We start from the raw sequence: 15,720 nt of genomic DNA, 5'->3' as shown, positions 1-15,720 counted from the left end.
GCGCCGGTAGAACTGCCGATCAGGGAGGAGCGCCCTGCGCCCCGTCCGGTACCTGGCTGCCCCGAATGCGCGCGGCTCGGCCAGCTCCGAAAGGCAGCGGGTATGGAGCACGACAGCACCACGGTCGCTGACTGCAACATCCTGCTTCGGATGCACGGGACCGGCCACTGATGGACATGCAGACGTGGAGAGACGCCAGGGCTCAGGCGACGGACGCCACGGAGTCCATACGCGCGGCACTCGCCGCGCTCGGAGTTCCCGAGTCGGCGTGGAGCAGCGTCCGGCCCGTCGTGACGCACAGCGGGCAGGCGTACGTCCACCTCGGGATGATCCGCGCTGATGCGGTCGAGCAGATCGCCGAGGCGCTGCGGGTGCCCTCGGCTTCCTGAGCCGTCACAGAATCCTGTCACCGCTGCCCTCCCGGCGGGAGGCAGGTAGTCCCCCGATCGACAAGCCGTTGAGCAGAGGCAGGACGTGTCTCGTCCGGGTTGACGTGCCCAGGTTCTGGCCCGGTCCGCTCCTTGACTGGAGTGCCGCCCTGGGCGGTGAGGGCGACCGCTTCGGGCCCCGGGTAACCGAAGCACCCATCGACTCCCGCCCATCACGGGCGGGTGCAGCCGGCCCTCGCCCGGCTGTGAAGCAGATCAGGAAGGGCACAACGATGACCGACCTGTACGGGCTCCCCATCGAGGGAGCCGAGTTCTCGAAGGCGTGCGGCGGCAGTACCCACCCGGACGGCGAGGCGTGCGTGACCCTCGCGAAGATCGGGCCGGACGCATGGGCCATGGGCGACAGCAAGCGCCCGAGCGCCGAGCCGCTGCGCTTCACCACGGCCGAGCTGGACGCGGCGGGTATCGACCCCGCCCGCTTCGACCTCTCCGCCTGATCCACGGCACCACGTGAACTGACGGCCCCGCCCTCACGCCGACGGGCGGGGCCGTCGTCATCTCTCGGAACGGAGCAGCGGTGCACCACCACGGTTACGCATGGGTGGGGGAGAAGAAGACGTTCGACAGGGAGAGCGTCCGCAGACCGGCCGGTCAGGCCCCGACCGCGAGCAGCGAGAAGGAGGTACTCGACCGGCACCGGGAAGCCGTGGCCGTGTTTCCGACCACCGATGTCCCCCCGATCCAGACGGCGCACTGGCTGATGAAACCGCCCTCGATGATCCGAGGGACATGGGAGGAACCCAAGGAAGCCGGTGAGTGGCTCGGCCTTCAGCTCGCAGAGTTCGCGCCCCGCTTCGCCTCTGAGCAGGATGGGGAAGTGACGAGACTGGTTCTCCTGGTGAAGGGTGCAGTCGAGCGGCTGACGTGGGGAGGAGACGTGTCCCTCGGGCACTACCTGAAGGGCACTGTCTTCCACTCCCTCGCCCTTGTGACGTGCTCGCCGAACCGTGCTGCCCCCGACCTGCCCTGCCCCGCCCAGCAGGCCCGCACATGACAGCGGCCCCCGGCGTACGCCGAGGGTTTGTCCGTGTCCGTGTGCGCCTGTCTCAGGCGCTCTCGCCAAGATGGCGGTACAAGGTGGCACGACCGATTCCCAGCGCCTTGGCGATGGCTGTGACGCTCTCTCCCTTGGTGTACCGGGCACGGGCTACGGCGAGCGCGTCGTCATCCACGACGGACGGACGCCCACCGACGTTGCCCTTGCGGGCCGCAGCCTCCAGCCCTTCCAACGCCTTCTCCCGGATGCCTTCCCGCTCAACCTCGGCACTCACGGCGAGCACGGCGAACACGATGGCACCCGCCCCGTTCGGGTCGTACACGCCCTGAAGAGGACCGGACAGGAGTTCCAGTTGGATGCCGTCCGCCTGAAGGGTGAAGACAGCGTCATCAGCTCTGACGCACTGCGGGCCAGACGCTTCATTTCGACCACGGTCAGGATGACCGGCTGATTCGGTGCGGCTGCCTTGATCTCTCGTGCCAGGGTGAGCGCCTTCTCCAGCTCCGGCCGCTCCTTCACGCGGGTACTGGTCTTCTCCGAGAAGACGCGGGTGCAGTCGGCACGGGCAAGCATGTCCAACTGCGACTGGAGTTCCTGCCCAACGGTTGAGCAACGGGCGTAGCCCAGCCGGATCGCAGCGCCCGGTATCGCGCCGGGTACCTGTGTGACAGGAGCGCCCTGTGCCCACGCCTTGCCGGGGTTGCGGTCGGTCGGAGTCTTCACGGTCAGTTCCGCCGTGAGTGCGGGCACCAGGGCGAAGCGGCCCGTGTGGTAGTTCGCTGCCACTTGCCCGTCGTCGTACGGCAGGAGCTACCGGCGGGGGCTTCGCACTTCGGGCAGGCGTGGCGTTCAACCTGTGCGGCCGGGGCGTTCGTGGTCATGACCAGGCCGTCTCACAAACGTGTCCCGAAAGCCAGTGGGGAGGGTGATGTTTCGGGACGGGTTACGAGACGACGGAGCGGGGGTGAAACGGACACGCCGAGAGCGCTGGCCATCCGTCCCGAAAACGAAGGTTTACGGGACGGTCGGATCATCCGCGCTGAGTGGGCCCTTCGGGATGTCCTTTGCCGGGACGGCGGAGGCGGCAACGAGGATGGGACCGGCAGCGGAATTCCATGGTCTGCCCTGTACCAGGGCCGCCCTGCCCGCCGTACGCAGGTTCTCCGATACCGGCGTAAGGAAGTTCTCGAGGAAGCTCTGCGCTGCTTCGGGGTCATGCTGCTTGCTGCGACCGCAGCTCCGCCCCTTGTCTCTAGGGCCGCTGCGCACTCTTGCGCATCATCCCCGGTCCACTCGTCTGCGTGCTCACCTATGAGGGCCCAAGACGTCTTGATCATGTCGGCATCGTGGGCACGGGCGACGTTGCAAGCGCCGGACTTGTTCAACCACAGGGGTGGGGGATGGTCCCTTGAAGAGGCTTTGCTCGGCCGCTACGTCTTAGCAGGTCGGGTTCCGCCACGGTTCCAGGGTCGTTACCTCGAGTGGCTGAGTGTGCCGTTTGAGCCGCCACCCCCCGGATGGACCCATAGTCTTGGGCCGACTGGTCGGCGTCGGCCGACGCGGCAAGAGACCTCGGAGTGAACCCTGATGGCTTCGAACCCCTCCACTTCCAGCGATGCATTTCTGGCTTGCTACGAAGCCATGCAGCGCGCGGTGCTGATCAAGCGCGTGAGTAAATCGGATAAGGAATTTCACTTTCAGAACTGGATGGGGGATCGTTTGACCGATGCCGGTCTCATGCATGACTCGATCGGCAGGAATAGCTACCCGGACTTCACCCTGGTGCACCAGCCGGAGGGCTATGAGGTCAAGGGTCTCCAGTGGCCTGGGCGAGAAGCAGACTACGATAGCAATAGCCGAGTTCCTACCGGTCTACATAATGGTCGAACGGTGTTCTACGTCTTCGGTCGCTATCCGGCAAACTCTGGGGAATCCGAGTATCCCGTAGTCGACTTGGTCGTTTGTCACGGTGACTTCCTCAATGCCGACCACACGTATGTCCACAAGAATAAGAGTTTCCGAGGGTTCGGGTCATATGGTGATCTGCTGGTCCGTGACCGGAAGATGTACGTGGCTCCGACTCCATTTGCTCTGGCTGAAGGGACAACGGGGCAGGCGACGCTTATTGTTCCTGCTGAGCTTCCGATGGACGGAAGGCTAGAGAAAGTAGGCGATCTGATTCGCGTGGAGACGCGTGATATTATAGTCGGATACAGTTTCGACATGCGCGAAAATGTGCTCACACCCGAGTTCGCGCCAAATCCTTCGGCTGGCAAGGAACATCACTTTACCGCCTATCGCGCGCGAGGGGCAGGTAGTGGACTCGTCAGGATGAAGAGTTCTGAGCAGATCAATGACCAGCTTCTCCTTGGTGGCGACGAGTGACCCTATTTGAAATTGACCGCGCGACCGATCTTGCTCGCAAGCTTTATCGGGTTCCAGCTCGAACTGCCTTGGAGTATGACTTTCCTGCTGCAGAGTTGAGTCAGATCGGGGAAGCGGAGTCGTGGCGCAAGGAGGTGCATCGTCCAGCGACTAGCACTCACAAATGGTGGGCCAAGCGACTTGGCTCGGTCTTCCGCGGGATTCTAACATCAGCTCTCACTGACGATCGTTCCAAGGCGCTGGACGCGTATTCAACGGCGACAAGCCTCGATGGCATCACTGTGTTTGATCCATTTTCGGGATCGGGAACCACCATCGTGGAAGCTGCGAAGCTCGGAGCCTCGGTGGTCGGCTGGGATATCAACCCAGTCGCGACGCTTACGCAACGCCAGGCTGTCCAGATGTGGGAGACTTCCGAGCTTCAGCGGGCATTCAAGATCCTTGAAGTGAGTTGCAGGTCGGAGATCGATCGAGTGCATCGATCTGAGACCGGTGAGACTGTCCTCTACTATTTCTGGGTAGGGCTAGCAGACTGCTTGGACTGCGGCGTGGCTACGCGGCTCTTTTCTTCTCACGTCTTCTCTCAACACGCCTACCCGAAACGGGTGCCCGACGCTCAGATTGTTTGCCCTGAGTGTCTGGATATTCTCCCTGGCAGGTATGAATTCCAGGAAATGGAATGTAGCAATGGTCACCGTTTCCGGCAGGAGGGAGCGGTAAGCCGTAGCGTCATGACATGTCCGCAGGGGCACACGTCAAAGGTGGTTGATGCGCTTGGAGGGCAGCCTCCCAAGCGAGAGATGTTCGCCAAGCTTGTGCTCGGCTTTGATGGAAAGAAGCGATACGAACCCATCAGCAACTTCGACAGAGATCTTTACACCGAGTGCTCCGAGCTGCTCAAGGAGAAGCAGGGAAGCCTGGTAGCTCCGCGTGGGGGACTCGACGACGGGCAAAACACCCGACAGGCCACCCGATGGGGCTTCCGGGAATGGCGCCAGTTCTTCAATGATCGCCAGCTCTATTCGTTGGGGTTGCTGGGTGCCGCCATCCGGGAACTCGATGTCAATGCCTCCGAGCGAGAGGCTCTCGCAACGCTCTTCTCTGGGACCCTTGAGTTCAACAACATGTTCTGTTCCTTCAAGGGGGAAGGAACCGGTGCCGTCAGGCACATGTTCAGCAATCACGTGCTGAAGCCGGAACGCACGCCCCTTGAAGCGCACCCGTGGGGAACTCCGGCATCTTCCGGTTCATTCTCCACTCTTTTCTCCAGCCGGATCATGAGGGCGCAAGCGTACAAGGTTTCACCCGCCGACCAGGTGCTGGTCAGTGGCCAGGTGAAGCGTGTCGAGGGCTTGTCCCAACCGATCGAATTGAACCTTGTTGATGAATGGCCGGCGGAAGGCTTGCCTGCTGGCACAGTCTATCTGCGAACTGGGGATTCCTCGCAGACTGACTTGCCTGACGGGTCGGTTGATCTCGTTGTCACCGACCCGCCGTACATGGATAACGTGCACTACTCCGAGCTGGCCGATTTCTTTCACGCCTGGCTTCGGGAAATTGGACCGTTCGATCATTATCCGGTGGGACGAGAGACGACCCGGAGTGTGGGCGAAGTGCAGAGCGCCTCTCCCGATGAATTCCGTGAAGCGATCGCTCGCGTCTGGGGTGAGTGTGCTCGTGTTCTGAAGGTTGACGGTCTACTTGCCTTCACATTCCACCAAGCTCGTATCTCCGGGTGGGTGGCGCTTATGCATGCTCTCGCGGATGCAGGGTTGGTAGTAACCGCCGTCCGTCCCGTCAAGGGAGAGATGGCCACGAGCGTCACAAAGGGTGGAAAGGAGCCTTCCAACCTAGACTCAGTCGTAGTCTGCCGAAAGCGGTCGGGAACCGCTCTCAACATGATGACTGACCCGCGAGCGGCTTCACGTGCAGCTGAGCTTTTGCTGAGTGAGCTGCTAGCCGCGCAGGTTCCGGTTGGCGCGGGCGACATTCGATCCGTGGTCCGTGGTTACGTGCTCGCCACGTACACCGCCAACCCGGAAGATATCGATCTCTTGGCCACAGCCGCGCTGGCGGATGACTTGGCTACGGAGTGCATCGGGCGCCTGGTGCCTTAAGGACATCGGCGAGTTGTTCGACACCTTCGAGCGAGAGGCGTTCCGGCTTGAGACTCTCGCCGACTACAGCAAGTCGGGGAATGCGGACGCCTATCAAGCGTTCCTCTCGGGGCAGCCGCAGCCGACCGACTACAACGAATCCTGGTTGTCGGAAGTCCGGGCCCACACGGGCGACGGCAGGCGCATCTGTCGCGTGCACATCCTGTCGCGGCCTCTCACACCGTATCTGCGGTTCGAGCTGGGTTGGGGGTACCGCAGGAACGCGACCGGTGGTGAAGAGTTCTTCATTCTCGACACCACGGACAAGCCCAATCCGCTGGAGGGTGTGGAGGACTTCTGGCTCTTCGATGAGGGAACGGCCGTCGTCATGCGTTACGACGACACCGGGGCTGTCACGGGACGGGACACTGTTCCCGAGAGTCGGGCACAGGAGTTCGTCGCCATCCGGGACACGGCACTGGCGCACGCGGAGCCGTTCTCCGAGTGGTGGAAGAAGCACGCCGGTACGTGAACAGAGGGCAGCTGGGGGCGGCACCGCGGGCGCTTCGGCAGGCATCCGGGAAGGAAGCCAAGGTCGTCGCCCGCAGACGGTGAGCGCGACACCGCTGCCGCTCACGGTGGTGCCGTCGCCGCACCGCTTCCCGGGTGACAACTCGGTGACGAAGGCGCAGTCCCGTAAACCGGCGGACCGGGCCTTCGCGTCATGTCCGTCATGGACGAGGAAGCGCAGCCCGCCCCGTACGGAAAGCACCAGGCGCCGGCGCCGTACCCACCGGGTGATGGCTGCCTGACCACGCTGATCAGGATTCCGGTCCGGATCGTGGTCCTGGTGCTCGTCCTTCCCGTACGCATGCTCTGGGACCTCCTGGTGGCCGGCGCGCGCGCCGCTGACCGCGTGCTGCTGCGCCCGCTGGGCAGGGCGCTGGTCCGGCTCCTCGACGTACTGGCCGTCGTTCCGGCGGCGTGGCTGTACCGCTCCGTCCTCACCCCGCTGGGCCACGCGCTGCTGTGGCTCGCCGCCGCAGTCTTCGTACGGCCCTGGGTGGGCCTGTGGCGTCACATCGTCGTCCCCCTGGTCCACTACGGCATCACCGTCCCGCTCGGCTGGTTCCACTCCGCCGTCCTCACCCCGCTGGGGCACGGCCTCATGTGGCTCGGCCGCACGCTGCTCGCACCCGCCGGACGGGGGATCGTCCGAGCGCTTGGGTGGGTGCTGACCGCGCTGTTCGTGTGGCCGGTGGCCGGTGCGTGGAGGTACGTCCTCGCCCCGCTCGGCCGGGCGTTCGCCTGGACGGCACGCAACCTGGTGGTGCTGCCGCTGGTCCTGGCCTACCGGCACCTGCTGACCCCGCTCGGCCACGGCATCGCGTGGCTGCTCGCCGTGCTGCTCGTCGTCCCCCTCGTCTGGGTGTGCCGACGTGTTCTCGCCCCGGTCGGCCGCGAGATCCTCGGCGCGCTCGCCATGGCGTGGCGGATCGCGGGATTCATCGCGCGTGCCGTCGGCCGGGCCCTGGTATGGCTGGCCCGGCACCTGGTCGGCGCGCCGGTGGCCTGGTGCTATCGCACGCTCTGCACACCGGTCGGGCGAGTCGTACGGGACCGGGTCTGGGCACCCGCCCGGCGGGCGGCCGCGGAGGCGGGACGGGTGGCTCGGGGAGCGCTCGGCGCGGCACGCGAAACCGTGCGGCAGGCCCGCCGCGACGCGTGGAGAGCACTGGTGGGAGAGCGGCGGGTGGCCGAGACCCGGGAACTCGACGGGTCGCCTGCGCGTAGGCTGGGTAGTAAGCACCATGCAACGACTGACCCCGGCGTGGTGCCCGCACCCGAGATCTCCCCGCCGGCAGCGAAAGCGGCCGGGCGGGGGTGAGCCGGAGCGGACCCCCCGGGCCCCCCATACTTCGTGGGCGGTACGCCACCGCGACCGCCCCGCACCGAGGAGAAGAACCACTGGGCAAGCGACAGCCCGAAGGCCCGCCGCCCGCACCGGCAGTGCAGCGCATCCGACTGCGCTATACAAAACGCGGCCGCCTCCGGTTCACCAGTCACCGAGACTTCCAGCGTGCCTTCGAGCGGGCGCTGCGCCGCTCCGATGTACCCATGGCCTACTCGGCGGGCTTCACCCCGCACCCCAAGGTCTCCTACGCCAATGCCGCACCCACCGGTACGGGCAGCGAGGCCGAGTACCTGGAGCTCGCCCTCACCGAGGCGCGTGACCCGGACACCCTTCGGGAACTGCTCAACGAGTCCCTGCCGGACGGCCTGGACGTCATCGACGCGGTGGAGGCCCGGACCTCCGGCCTCGCCGACCGGCTGACCGCCTCCGTATGGGAGATGCGCCTCGACGGTGTGAGCGTCGAGGACGCGGCGAAGGCCGTTTCCGCCTTCCTCGACGCCGAGGCCGTGGAGGTCCAGCGCCGGGCGAAGAACGGGATGCGCACCTTCGACGCCCGCGCCGCCGTCGCCGACCTGCAGGCTCTTGATCCACCGGCTGATAGGCCCGGGGACAAGCCCTGTGCGATACTGCGGCTGGTTGTTCGGCACGTGACACCTGCCGTGCGACCCGACGACGTCCTGTCCGGTCTCCACGTTGTGGCCGACCTCGCGCCGCCGGTTGCCGCAGCGGTGACCAGGCTGGCGCAGGGGCTCTTCGACGAGGAGTCCGGCACGGTGACCGACCCGCTCGCGCCCGACCGCGAGGCAGCCCCGACCGCTGTTCCAGCGGTCGCCCCGGCCGCCGCCGCGACGGCGCCGGAAGGTGCAGGTTCCGCGTAGGGCGGTCGTCGTAGCGCGGCCCTTCGACCCGGGAACCACCTGGGTCGGGCCGCGAACCGACCAGAAGACTTTCGCCAGGCCGTACGCACACCGCGTACGGAACCGGCGAGCCAGACATCAGCTCCCGTGCGGCGCCCGCGCCCCGGACGGCGGTATCGCGCACTACACGCGAACCGTGCCGGACCGGAATCAGGCGCGACGCCCGGGAGCGTGACGGGAGAACCGCCCGCATGCTCGAACCGACCGAACCCGGAACCAACGGGACCACCGAAGACACCAACACCGCCGGCGACAAGCTGCCGCCGCGCCGCAGGCGCCGCGCGGCCTCGCGTCCCGCGGGCCCGCCGTCGGCGGGTGCGCCGGAAGCCGTCGCCGAGGACGCCGCGCCGGCCGTACAGGCCGATGCCACCGCGCAGTCCGGGACCACCGACGCCGCCCCGCCGCGTGCCCGCCGCCGAGCGGTCCGCAAGGCGACCGCTCCGGCCGGCGCCCCCGGTACGAGCCCCGAGCCCGCTGAGGCCCCCGTCGCCGCCGAGGCCCCTGTGACGGCCGAGGCCGCCGAGCCTGTCGAGGCACCCAGCACCGAGGCCGCCCCGCCGCGTGCCCGCCGCCGCGCGGTCCGTAAGGCGGCTCCGGCCGGCGCCCCGCAGGCCCCGGCCGAGCCCGGGACGGCGCCCGAGCCCGTCGCCGAGGCCGCCCCGGCACCCGCCGAACCCGAAGCCGCTGCTCCGCGCGGCCGTCGTCGTGCCGTGCGCAAGGCGACCGCCCCCGCGGGCGCCCCGCAGCCTGCTGAGGACATCGCGGACGTCGAGGCAGGAGCGGCGGTCGCCGAGCCCGCCGCTCCCACCGAGGAGCCGGAAGCCGCACCCGTCGTCGAGGCCCGGCGAGGCCGCACCAGGCGCCGCGCCTCGGCCCCCGCCGGTACGCCGCAGGCCGAGGCTCCGGCCGAGCCCGCCGTGGCTGTCGAGCCCGCCGCCGAGGTCACCGAATCGGCCCAGGCCACCGAAGCACCTGTTGTCGAGGCCGCCCCGCCGCGTGCCCGCCGCCGCGCGGTCCGCAAGGCCACCGCTCCGGCCGGCGCCCCCCAGTCCGCCGAGGCGCCCGCTGCCGAGCCGAACGCCACGGAGAACGTCGCCGCGGAGACCGCCGGAACCGGCGAGACCCTTCCCGCGGCCGTGGCCGAGGAGCTCGCCACCGAGCCCGAGCAGGTCGAGGAGGCCGCCCCGCGCGGCCGTCAGCGCCGCCGGGCGACCGCCGCCGCCGGCAGGCCGGAGTTCACCGGCAAGGTCGAGGAGCCCGCGCGCAGGAGCCGTGGCGCGGCGCGCCCGGCCGTGGCCGTCTTCCAGGCCCCGGTCTTCGCCGAGCCGATGTTCCAGACCCCGGAGACCGCGGCTGCCGCGGCCGCCGTCGTGAGCCCCCTGCCGGAGGAGGACGAGGTCGAGGAGGCCGAGCAGGCCCCCGTGGCCGAGCCCGCCGCCGAGGAGGTCCGGACACCGGAGCCCGCCGAGTCCGCGCCCCAGGGCGGTTCGCGCCGCCGTCGCCGTCGCCGTGGTGAGGCCGCCGAGGCCGAGCCGGCCGCCGCCCCCGTGGCAGCGCCCGTCGAGGAGGCTGTGGAGGACGAGCACGAGGCCGAGAGCGACGCCGAGCCCGAGGGCGAGGAGACGGACGAGTACGGAGACCGGCCCTCGCGCCGCCGTCGTCGTGGCGGCCGTCGCCGCCGTCGCGGTGAGAGCAACGACCTGGACGACGCCGAGCACGGCGACGAGGCCCCGCGGACCGTACCGAGGACGAGGCCGAGCGCGCCCCGGAGCACGACGATGAAGAGGATGACGACGACGACTCGCCCGCCGGCTCCAGCAGCAGCCGTCGCCGCCGTCGCCGTCGCCGTCGCAGCGGTGAGAGCGCGGCCGAGGCCGACAACGGCCCGGACGACCCGGAGCGTACGGTCGTCAAGGTCCGCGAGCCCCGCAAGAAGGAGGTTGAGCGCGAGCCCGGCACCGGCTTCGACGAGGTCCAGTCCATCAAGGGCTCGACCCGTATGGAGGCCAAGAAGCAGCGCCGCCGCGAAGGCCGCGAGCAGGGCCGCCGCCGGGTGCCGATCATCACCGAGGCGGAGTTCCTGGCGCGTCGCGAGGCCGTCGAGCGGGTGATGGTCGTCCGCCAGAGCGGCGAGCGCACCCAGATCGGTGTCCTTGAGGACAACGTGCTCGTCGAGCACTACGTCAACAAGGAGCAGGCCACCAGCTACGTCGGCAACGTCTACCTGGGCAAGGTGCAGAACGTACTGCCGTCCATGGAGGCCGCTTTCGTCGACATCGGCAAGGGCCGCAACGCCGTGCTGTACGCCGGTGAGGTGAACTTCGAGGCGCTCGGGATGGCCCACGGGCCGCGCCGCATCGAGACCGCGCTCAAGTCCGGCCAGTCGGTCCTCGTCCAGGTGACCAAGGACCCGATCGGCCACAAGGGTGCCCGTCTGACCAGCCAGGTCTCGCTGCCCGGCCGCTACCTGGTCTACGTGCCCGAGGGCTCGATGACCGGGATCAGCCGCAAGCTGCCCGACACCGAGCGGTCCCGGCTGAAGACCATCCTCAAGAAGATCGTTCCCGAGGACGCGGGCGTCATCGTGCGCACCGCGGCCGAGGGCGCGAGCGAGGAGGAGCTGCGCCGCGACGTCGAGCGGCTGCAGGAGCAGTGGGAGGACATCCAGCGGAAGGCGAAGAGCCACGGCAGCTCCAACGCCCCCACGCTGCTCTACGGCGAGCCGGACATGACCGTCCGCGTGGTCCGCGACATCTTCAACGAGGACTTCTCGAAGGTCATCGTCAGCGGTGACGAGGCGTGGGAGACCATCTCCGGCTACGTCTCGCAGGTGGCTCCGGACCTCACGCACCGGCTGTCGCGCTGGACCTCCGAGGTCGACGTCTTCGCGACGTACCGGATCGACGAGCAGCTGATGAAGGCGCTGGACCGCAAGGTCTACCTGCCGAGCGGCGGCTCGCTGGTGATCGACAAGACCGAGGCGATGGTCGTCGTCGACGTCAACACCGGCAAGTTCACCGGCCAGGGCGGGAACCTGGAGGAGACCGTCACCAAGAACAACCTGGAGGCGGCCGAGGAGATCGTGCGTCAGCTGCGGCTGCGCGACCTCGGTGGCATCGTCGTCGTCGACTTCATCGACATGGTGCTGGAGTCCAACCGGGATCTCGTGCTGCGGCGCCTGCTGGAGTGCCTCGGCCGGGACCGTACGAAGCACCAGGTGGCCGAGGTCACCTCGCTGGGCCTCGTGCAGATGACCCGCAAGCGGGTGGGCCAGGGTCTGCTGGAGTCCTTCTCCGAGACCTGCGTCCACTGCAACGGCCGCGGTGTCATCGTCCACATGGAGCAGCCGACCACGGTCGGCGGCGGTGGCGGCAAGCGCGCCAAGAAGCGCGGCCGGGGCGGAGTGGGTCAGGACCAGGTCCACGAGCACGACCACGAGCAGGCCGACGAGCACGAGCTGGAGAGCGAGAGCGAGAGCGAGGCCGAGGTGGCGGCGGAGGTCGCCGCCCCGATCGCGCTGCCCGAGCCGGAGTTCGTCCCCGACGAGGAGCTGTACAGCAGCCCGGCCGAGGCCGAGGCGGCTGCCGGGCGCCGCGGACGCCGCCGTGCGACCCGCAGGGTGTCGGCTCCGACCGGTGCCCCCAAGGCCGAGGCCGAGCGGGTGACGGCACCGGAGCCGGTGGCCGAGGCCGCAGCGGCCGTGGAGCCCGAGCCGGCCGTGGAGCCCGAACCGGTCGTCGAGACCCCGGTGGCCGCTCCGGCCCCCGAGGCCGAGGCGCCCGTCATGGGCCGTACGCGTCGCCGGGCGACCCGCAAGGCGACCGCACCCGCGGGCTCGCCGAAGCAGGCCGAGCCGGTCGAGACGGCCGAGCCGGTCGCCGAGGAGGACCCGGTCGTCGGGTCGCCCGTCGTGTCGGTGCCGGTCGCCGACGCGCCCGGGGAAGCCGCTCCGGTCGCACCGCCGCGTGCGCGCCGCCGGGCCACCCGTAAGGCCACCGCGCCCGCGGGTTCGCCCGCCGGAGCCCAGGAGGCGGAGGTCGTCGTCGTGACCGCCGCGCCCGCGACCGAAGCGCCCGCGACCGAAGCCGCCGCCGAAACCGTGTCCGAGGACAAGGACAAGGACACGTCCGAAGCCGCCTCCGGGACGGACGAGGAGGCAGCCGCGCCCGCCAGGAAGACGCCGCGCAAGGCCGCCGCCAAGAAGGCACCGGCCAAGAAGGCGGTTGCCAAGAAGGCGGTCGCCAAGAAGACCGCGGCGAAGAAGACGACCGCCAAGAAGGCCGCTTCGAAGAAGACGGTGGCCGCCGAGCAGTCGTCGCCCTCCGTGACGGCTTCGGCCTCCTCGCAGGAGCCGGAGCCCTCAGCCGGCTGAACACTCGACAGCCGGTCGCGCACCACCGCCTGCCCCGCCCCGAGAGCTTCGGGGCGGGGCAGGCACTTTGTTCCAGAACTGATGCGCCCACCGGTTAACGCCCCCGAAATGGGACACCAAATCCCTGATAATGTGACGACGGTTGCTGTGCTGTGAGGGTCTTCTCCATGGGACCACACACAGTGACCGGGTGCCGGTGGAGGACAGGCCGGCCCCGGATTCCTCGGCAGGGCGTCGGCAATCCGCCGGTGGGGTTAGCGCGGCCTCGTAAGACGTCCCGCACCCCAGATCTCTGCCAGTAAAGAGCTCTTGCGGTGTTCAAGGAGGACGTCCATGACGAGCATCAACGAGCAGCCGATTCCTGCTGCCCGCCCGGTCATCGGTGAAGAAGAGATCGAGGCCGCCGTACGTGTGCTGCGCAGCGGACGCGTCGTACAAGGGCCGGAGGTAGCGGCGTTCGAGGAAGGTTTCTCGGAGCTGGTCGACGGCCGCCACTGCGTCGCGGTGAACTCCGGGACCTCCGCGCTGCACCTGCTGCTGCTCGCCCTCGGTATCGGTCCGGGCGACGAGGTGATCGTCCCCTCGTTCTCCTTCGCCGCGTCCGCCAACGCGGTCCGCCTCGTCGGCGCGGACGTCGTCTTCGCCGACATCGAGCCCGGCAGCTTCGGCCTGGACCCGGCGGCGGTCGAGGCGGCGATCACGCCCCGTACCGCCGCGATCATGCCGGTGCACCTCTACGGTCACCCGGCGGCGATGGACAAGCTCATGCCCATCGCCGGGAAGCACAAGCTCGCCGTCGTCGAGGACGCCTGCCAGGCGCACGCCGCCGCGCTCGGCGGAACGCCCGTGGGTGCCTTCGGCTCCGGCGGAACGTTCAGCTTCTACCCGACCAAGAACATGCACTCCCTCGAAGGCGGCATGGTCACCACGGCCGACGCCGAACTCGCCCGTACCCTGCGCCTCCTGCGCAACCAGGGCATGGAGCAGCGGTACGCCAACGAGATCGTCGGCGCCAACATGCGCATGACGGACGTGGCCGCCGCGGTCGGCCGCGTACAGCTGGCGAAGCTCGACGGCTGGACCGAGAAGCGCCGCGCCAACGCCGCGTACCTCGACGCGCACATCACCACCCCGGCCGTGGTCACTCCGCCGGTCGCCGACGGCGCGCGCCACGTCTACCACCAGTACACGATCCGGGTACGGGGCGACCGCGACGCCGCGATGGCCGCGCTCACCGAGGCGGGCGTCGGCAACGCCGTCTACTACCCGACGCCGATCCACCGGCTCAAGCCGTACTGGGAGCCGGACCAGAAGGCCGGCCGCACCTGGGACCTGCCGGAGACCGAGCGCGCCGCCGCCGAGGTCGTCTCGCTGCCGGTCCACCCGTCGCTCGCCGAGAGCGAGCTCGAACGCATCGCCAACGCCGTGAACACCCTGGGAGCCAAGCTGTGACCCCCGCACTCAAGGCCGGACTGATCGGTCTGGGCTCCATGGGGCGCCACCACGCCCGGGTCCTGGCCTCTCTCGACGGCGTGACGCTGGTCGGTGTCGTCGACCCGATGGGGGACAAGAACGGCTGGGCGCAGGGCGCCCCCGTCCTGTCCACGGTCGAGGAGCTCATCGCCCTCGGCGTCGACTACGCCGTCGTGGCGTGCCCCACCGGGCTGCACGAGGAAGTCGGTCTGAAGCTGGCCGACGCCGGGGTCTGCGCCCTGATCGAGAAGCCGCTCGCCGACACCGTCGAGGGCGCCCGCCGCCTGGTGGACGCCTTCGAGTCGCGGTCCCTGGTGGCCGGGGTCGGCCACATCGAGCGCTGCAACCCCGCGCTGCTCTCACTGCGCAGCCGCCTGGAGGCCGGCGAACTCGGCGACGTGTACCAGGTCGTCACCCGCCGCCAGGGACCCTTCCCCCACCGCATCGCCGATGTCGGTGTGGTCAAGGACCTGGCCACGCACGACATCGACCTGACGGGCTGGGTGACCGGCCAGGCGTACACCTCGATCGCCGCGCACACCGTGTCGAAGTCGGGCCGCCCCCACGAGGACATGGTCTCCGCGGTCGGCAAGCTCTCCGACGGCACCATGGTGAACCACCTGGTCAACTGGTTGAGCCCGCTCAAGGAGCGCTTCACCTCGGTCACCGGCGAGCGCGGCTGCTTCATCGCCGACACGCTCACCGCCGACCTGACGTTCCACTCCAACGCCGCGGTGACCACCGAGTGGGAGGCGCTCCGCGCGTTCCGCGGTGTCTCCGAGGGCGACATGATCCGCTACGCCATCCCCAAGCGTGAGCCGCTGCTCGTGGAGCACGAGCTCTTCCGCGACGCGGTGCTGGGCGAGCCCGCCGACATCTGCACCCTGCGACAGGGGCTGCGTACGGTCGAGGTGGCGGCGGCGGTGCTGGAGTCCGCCATGAGTGGAACGACCATCCGTCTCGACGTCGACAGTGCGGTCGGCTGACCTGCCGAAGGTTCCGTTCGTCTGCCCGTCCCGCTTCGCACTTCCAGCAGGTGCGAAGCGGGCACCGGCTCGCTCGTCTTCCACCGGAGGAAGTACAGAATGAAATCCCCTGCCCGTCCCCCCGCCTTGC

General features: G+C 68.7%; 12 protein-coding genes and 2 pseudogenes. 11 read left to right on the top strand and 3 right to left on the bottom strand.

What is annotated here, in order from left to right; genetic code table 11:
• Positions 1 to 176 precede the first annotated feature (176 nt).
• From Sfulv_RS09355 to Sfulv_RS09345, 3 genes are all read left to right on the top strand, one after another.
• Positions 177 to 389 carry a hypothetical protein gene (locus Sfulv_RS09355; RefSeq protein WP_246353067.1) on the top strand — a complete coding sequence of 71 codons (213 nt, stop codon included), beginning with the start codon at positions 177 to 179 and terminating at the stop codon, positions 387 to 389.
• Positions 390 to 661: 272 nt separating this feature from the next.
• Entirely contained in the window at positions 662 to 886 is a 225-nt protein-coding gene (locus Sfulv_RS09350; protein WP_173313255.1) for a DUF397 domain-containing protein, read from the top strand.
• An 80-nt stretch (positions 887 to 966) separates the two neighbouring features.
• On the top strand, positions 967 to 1,443 hold the full coding sequence (locus Sfulv_RS09345) for a hypothetical protein (RefSeq protein WP_173313254.1): 477 nt from the start codon (positions 967 to 969) through the stop codon (positions 1,441 to 1,443).
• 52 nt (positions 1,444 to 1,495) lie between these two features.
• Here Sfulv_RS09345 and Sfulv_RS30225 read toward each other — a convergent pair whose 3' ends face one another.
• From Sfulv_RS30225 to Sfulv_RS31715, 3 genes and pseudogenes are all read right to left on the bottom strand, one after another.
• On the bottom strand, positions 1,496 to 1,621 hold the full coding sequence (locus Sfulv_RS30225; protein ID WP_256669239.1) for a helix-turn-helix domain-containing protein: 126 nt from the start codon (positions 1,619 to 1,621) through the stop codon (positions 1,496 to 1,498).
• 81 nt (positions 1,622 to 1,702) lie between these two features.
• Positions 1,703 to 2,019: pseudogene (locus Sfulv_RS30220) on the bottom strand (recombinase family protein); the annotation flags it as partial.
• Between the two features lie 152 nt (positions 2,020 to 2,171).
• Positions 2,172 to 2,327 (bottom strand): zinc finger domain-containing protein, encoded by a 156-nt coding sequence (locus Sfulv_RS31715; RefSeq protein ID WP_425576913.1) that lies wholly within the window; start codon positions 2,325 to 2,327, stop codon positions 2,172 to 2,174.
• A gap of 706 nt (positions 2,328 to 3,033) precedes the next feature.
• Between Sfulv_RS31715 and Sfulv_RS09335 the strand changes: the two genes are divergently transcribed.
• From Sfulv_RS09335 to Sfulv_RS09300, 8 genes and pseudogenes are all read left to right on the top strand, one after another.
• On the top strand, positions 3,034 to 3,831 hold the full coding sequence (locus tag Sfulv_RS09335) for a hypothetical protein (protein WP_218578045.1): 798 nt from the start codon (positions 3,034 to 3,036) through the stop codon (positions 3,829 to 3,831).
• A complete protein-coding gene (locus Sfulv_RS09330; protein ID WP_218578044.1) occupies positions 3,828 to 5,948 on the top strand; it encodes a DNA methyltransferase in 2,121 nt (706 codons plus the stop codon). The genes Sfulv_RS09335 and Sfulv_RS09330 overlap by 4 nt, the downstream gene beginning before the upstream one ends.
• The gene (locus tag Sfulv_RS09325; protein ID WP_173313253.1) at positions 5,908 to 6,459 is read left to right on the top strand and encodes a DUF6879 family protein; all 552 of its coding nucleotides are present in this window, start codon (positions 5,908 to 5,910) and stop codon (positions 6,457 to 6,459) included. Before Sfulv_RS09330 ends, Sfulv_RS09325 begins: the two co-directional genes overlap by 41 nt.
• Positions 6,460 to 6,660: 201 nt before the next feature.
• Positions 6,661 to 7,815 (top strand): hypothetical protein, encoded by a 1,155-nt coding sequence (locus Sfulv_RS09320; protein ID WP_173313252.1) that lies wholly within the window; start codon positions 6,661 to 6,663, stop codon positions 7,813 to 7,815.
• A gap of 122 nt (positions 7,816 to 7,937) precedes the next feature.
• Positions 7,938 to 8,720 (top strand): TIGR03936 family radical SAM-associated protein, encoded by a 783-nt coding sequence (locus Sfulv_RS09315; RefSeq protein WP_173313251.1) that lies wholly within the window; start codon positions 7,938 to 7,940, stop codon positions 8,718 to 8,720.
• A gap of 230 nt (positions 8,721 to 8,950) precedes the next feature.
• Positions 8,951 to 13,131 (top strand): annotated as a pseudogene (locus tag Sfulv_RS09310) (Rne/Rng family ribonuclease).
• A 333-nt stretch (positions 13,132 to 13,464) separates the two neighbouring features.
• Positions 13,465 to 14,583: a DegT/DnrJ/EryC1/StrS family aminotransferase gene (locus tag Sfulv_RS09305; protein WP_173313250.1), complete on the top strand. Its 1,119-nt coding sequence runs from the start codon at positions 13,465 to 13,467 to the stop codon at positions 14,581 to 14,583.
• Entirely contained in the window at positions 14,580 to 15,590 is a 1,011-nt protein-coding gene (locus Sfulv_RS09300; RefSeq protein ID WP_173313249.1) for a Gfo/Idh/MocA family protein, read from the top strand. The genes Sfulv_RS09305 and Sfulv_RS09300 overlap by 4 nt, the downstream gene beginning before the upstream one ends.
• The last annotated feature ends 130 nt before the right edge of the window (positions 15,591 to 15,720 follow it).

The organism is Streptomyces fulvorobeus (assembly GCF_013167895.1).
Classification (GTDB): Bacteria; Actinomycetota; Actinomycetes; order Streptomycetales; family Streptomycetaceae; genus Streptomyces; species Streptomyces fulvorobeus.
The sequence above is the reverse complement of the archived record's forward strand: the minus strand, read 5'-3'. Positions and strand labels throughout refer to the sequence as shown.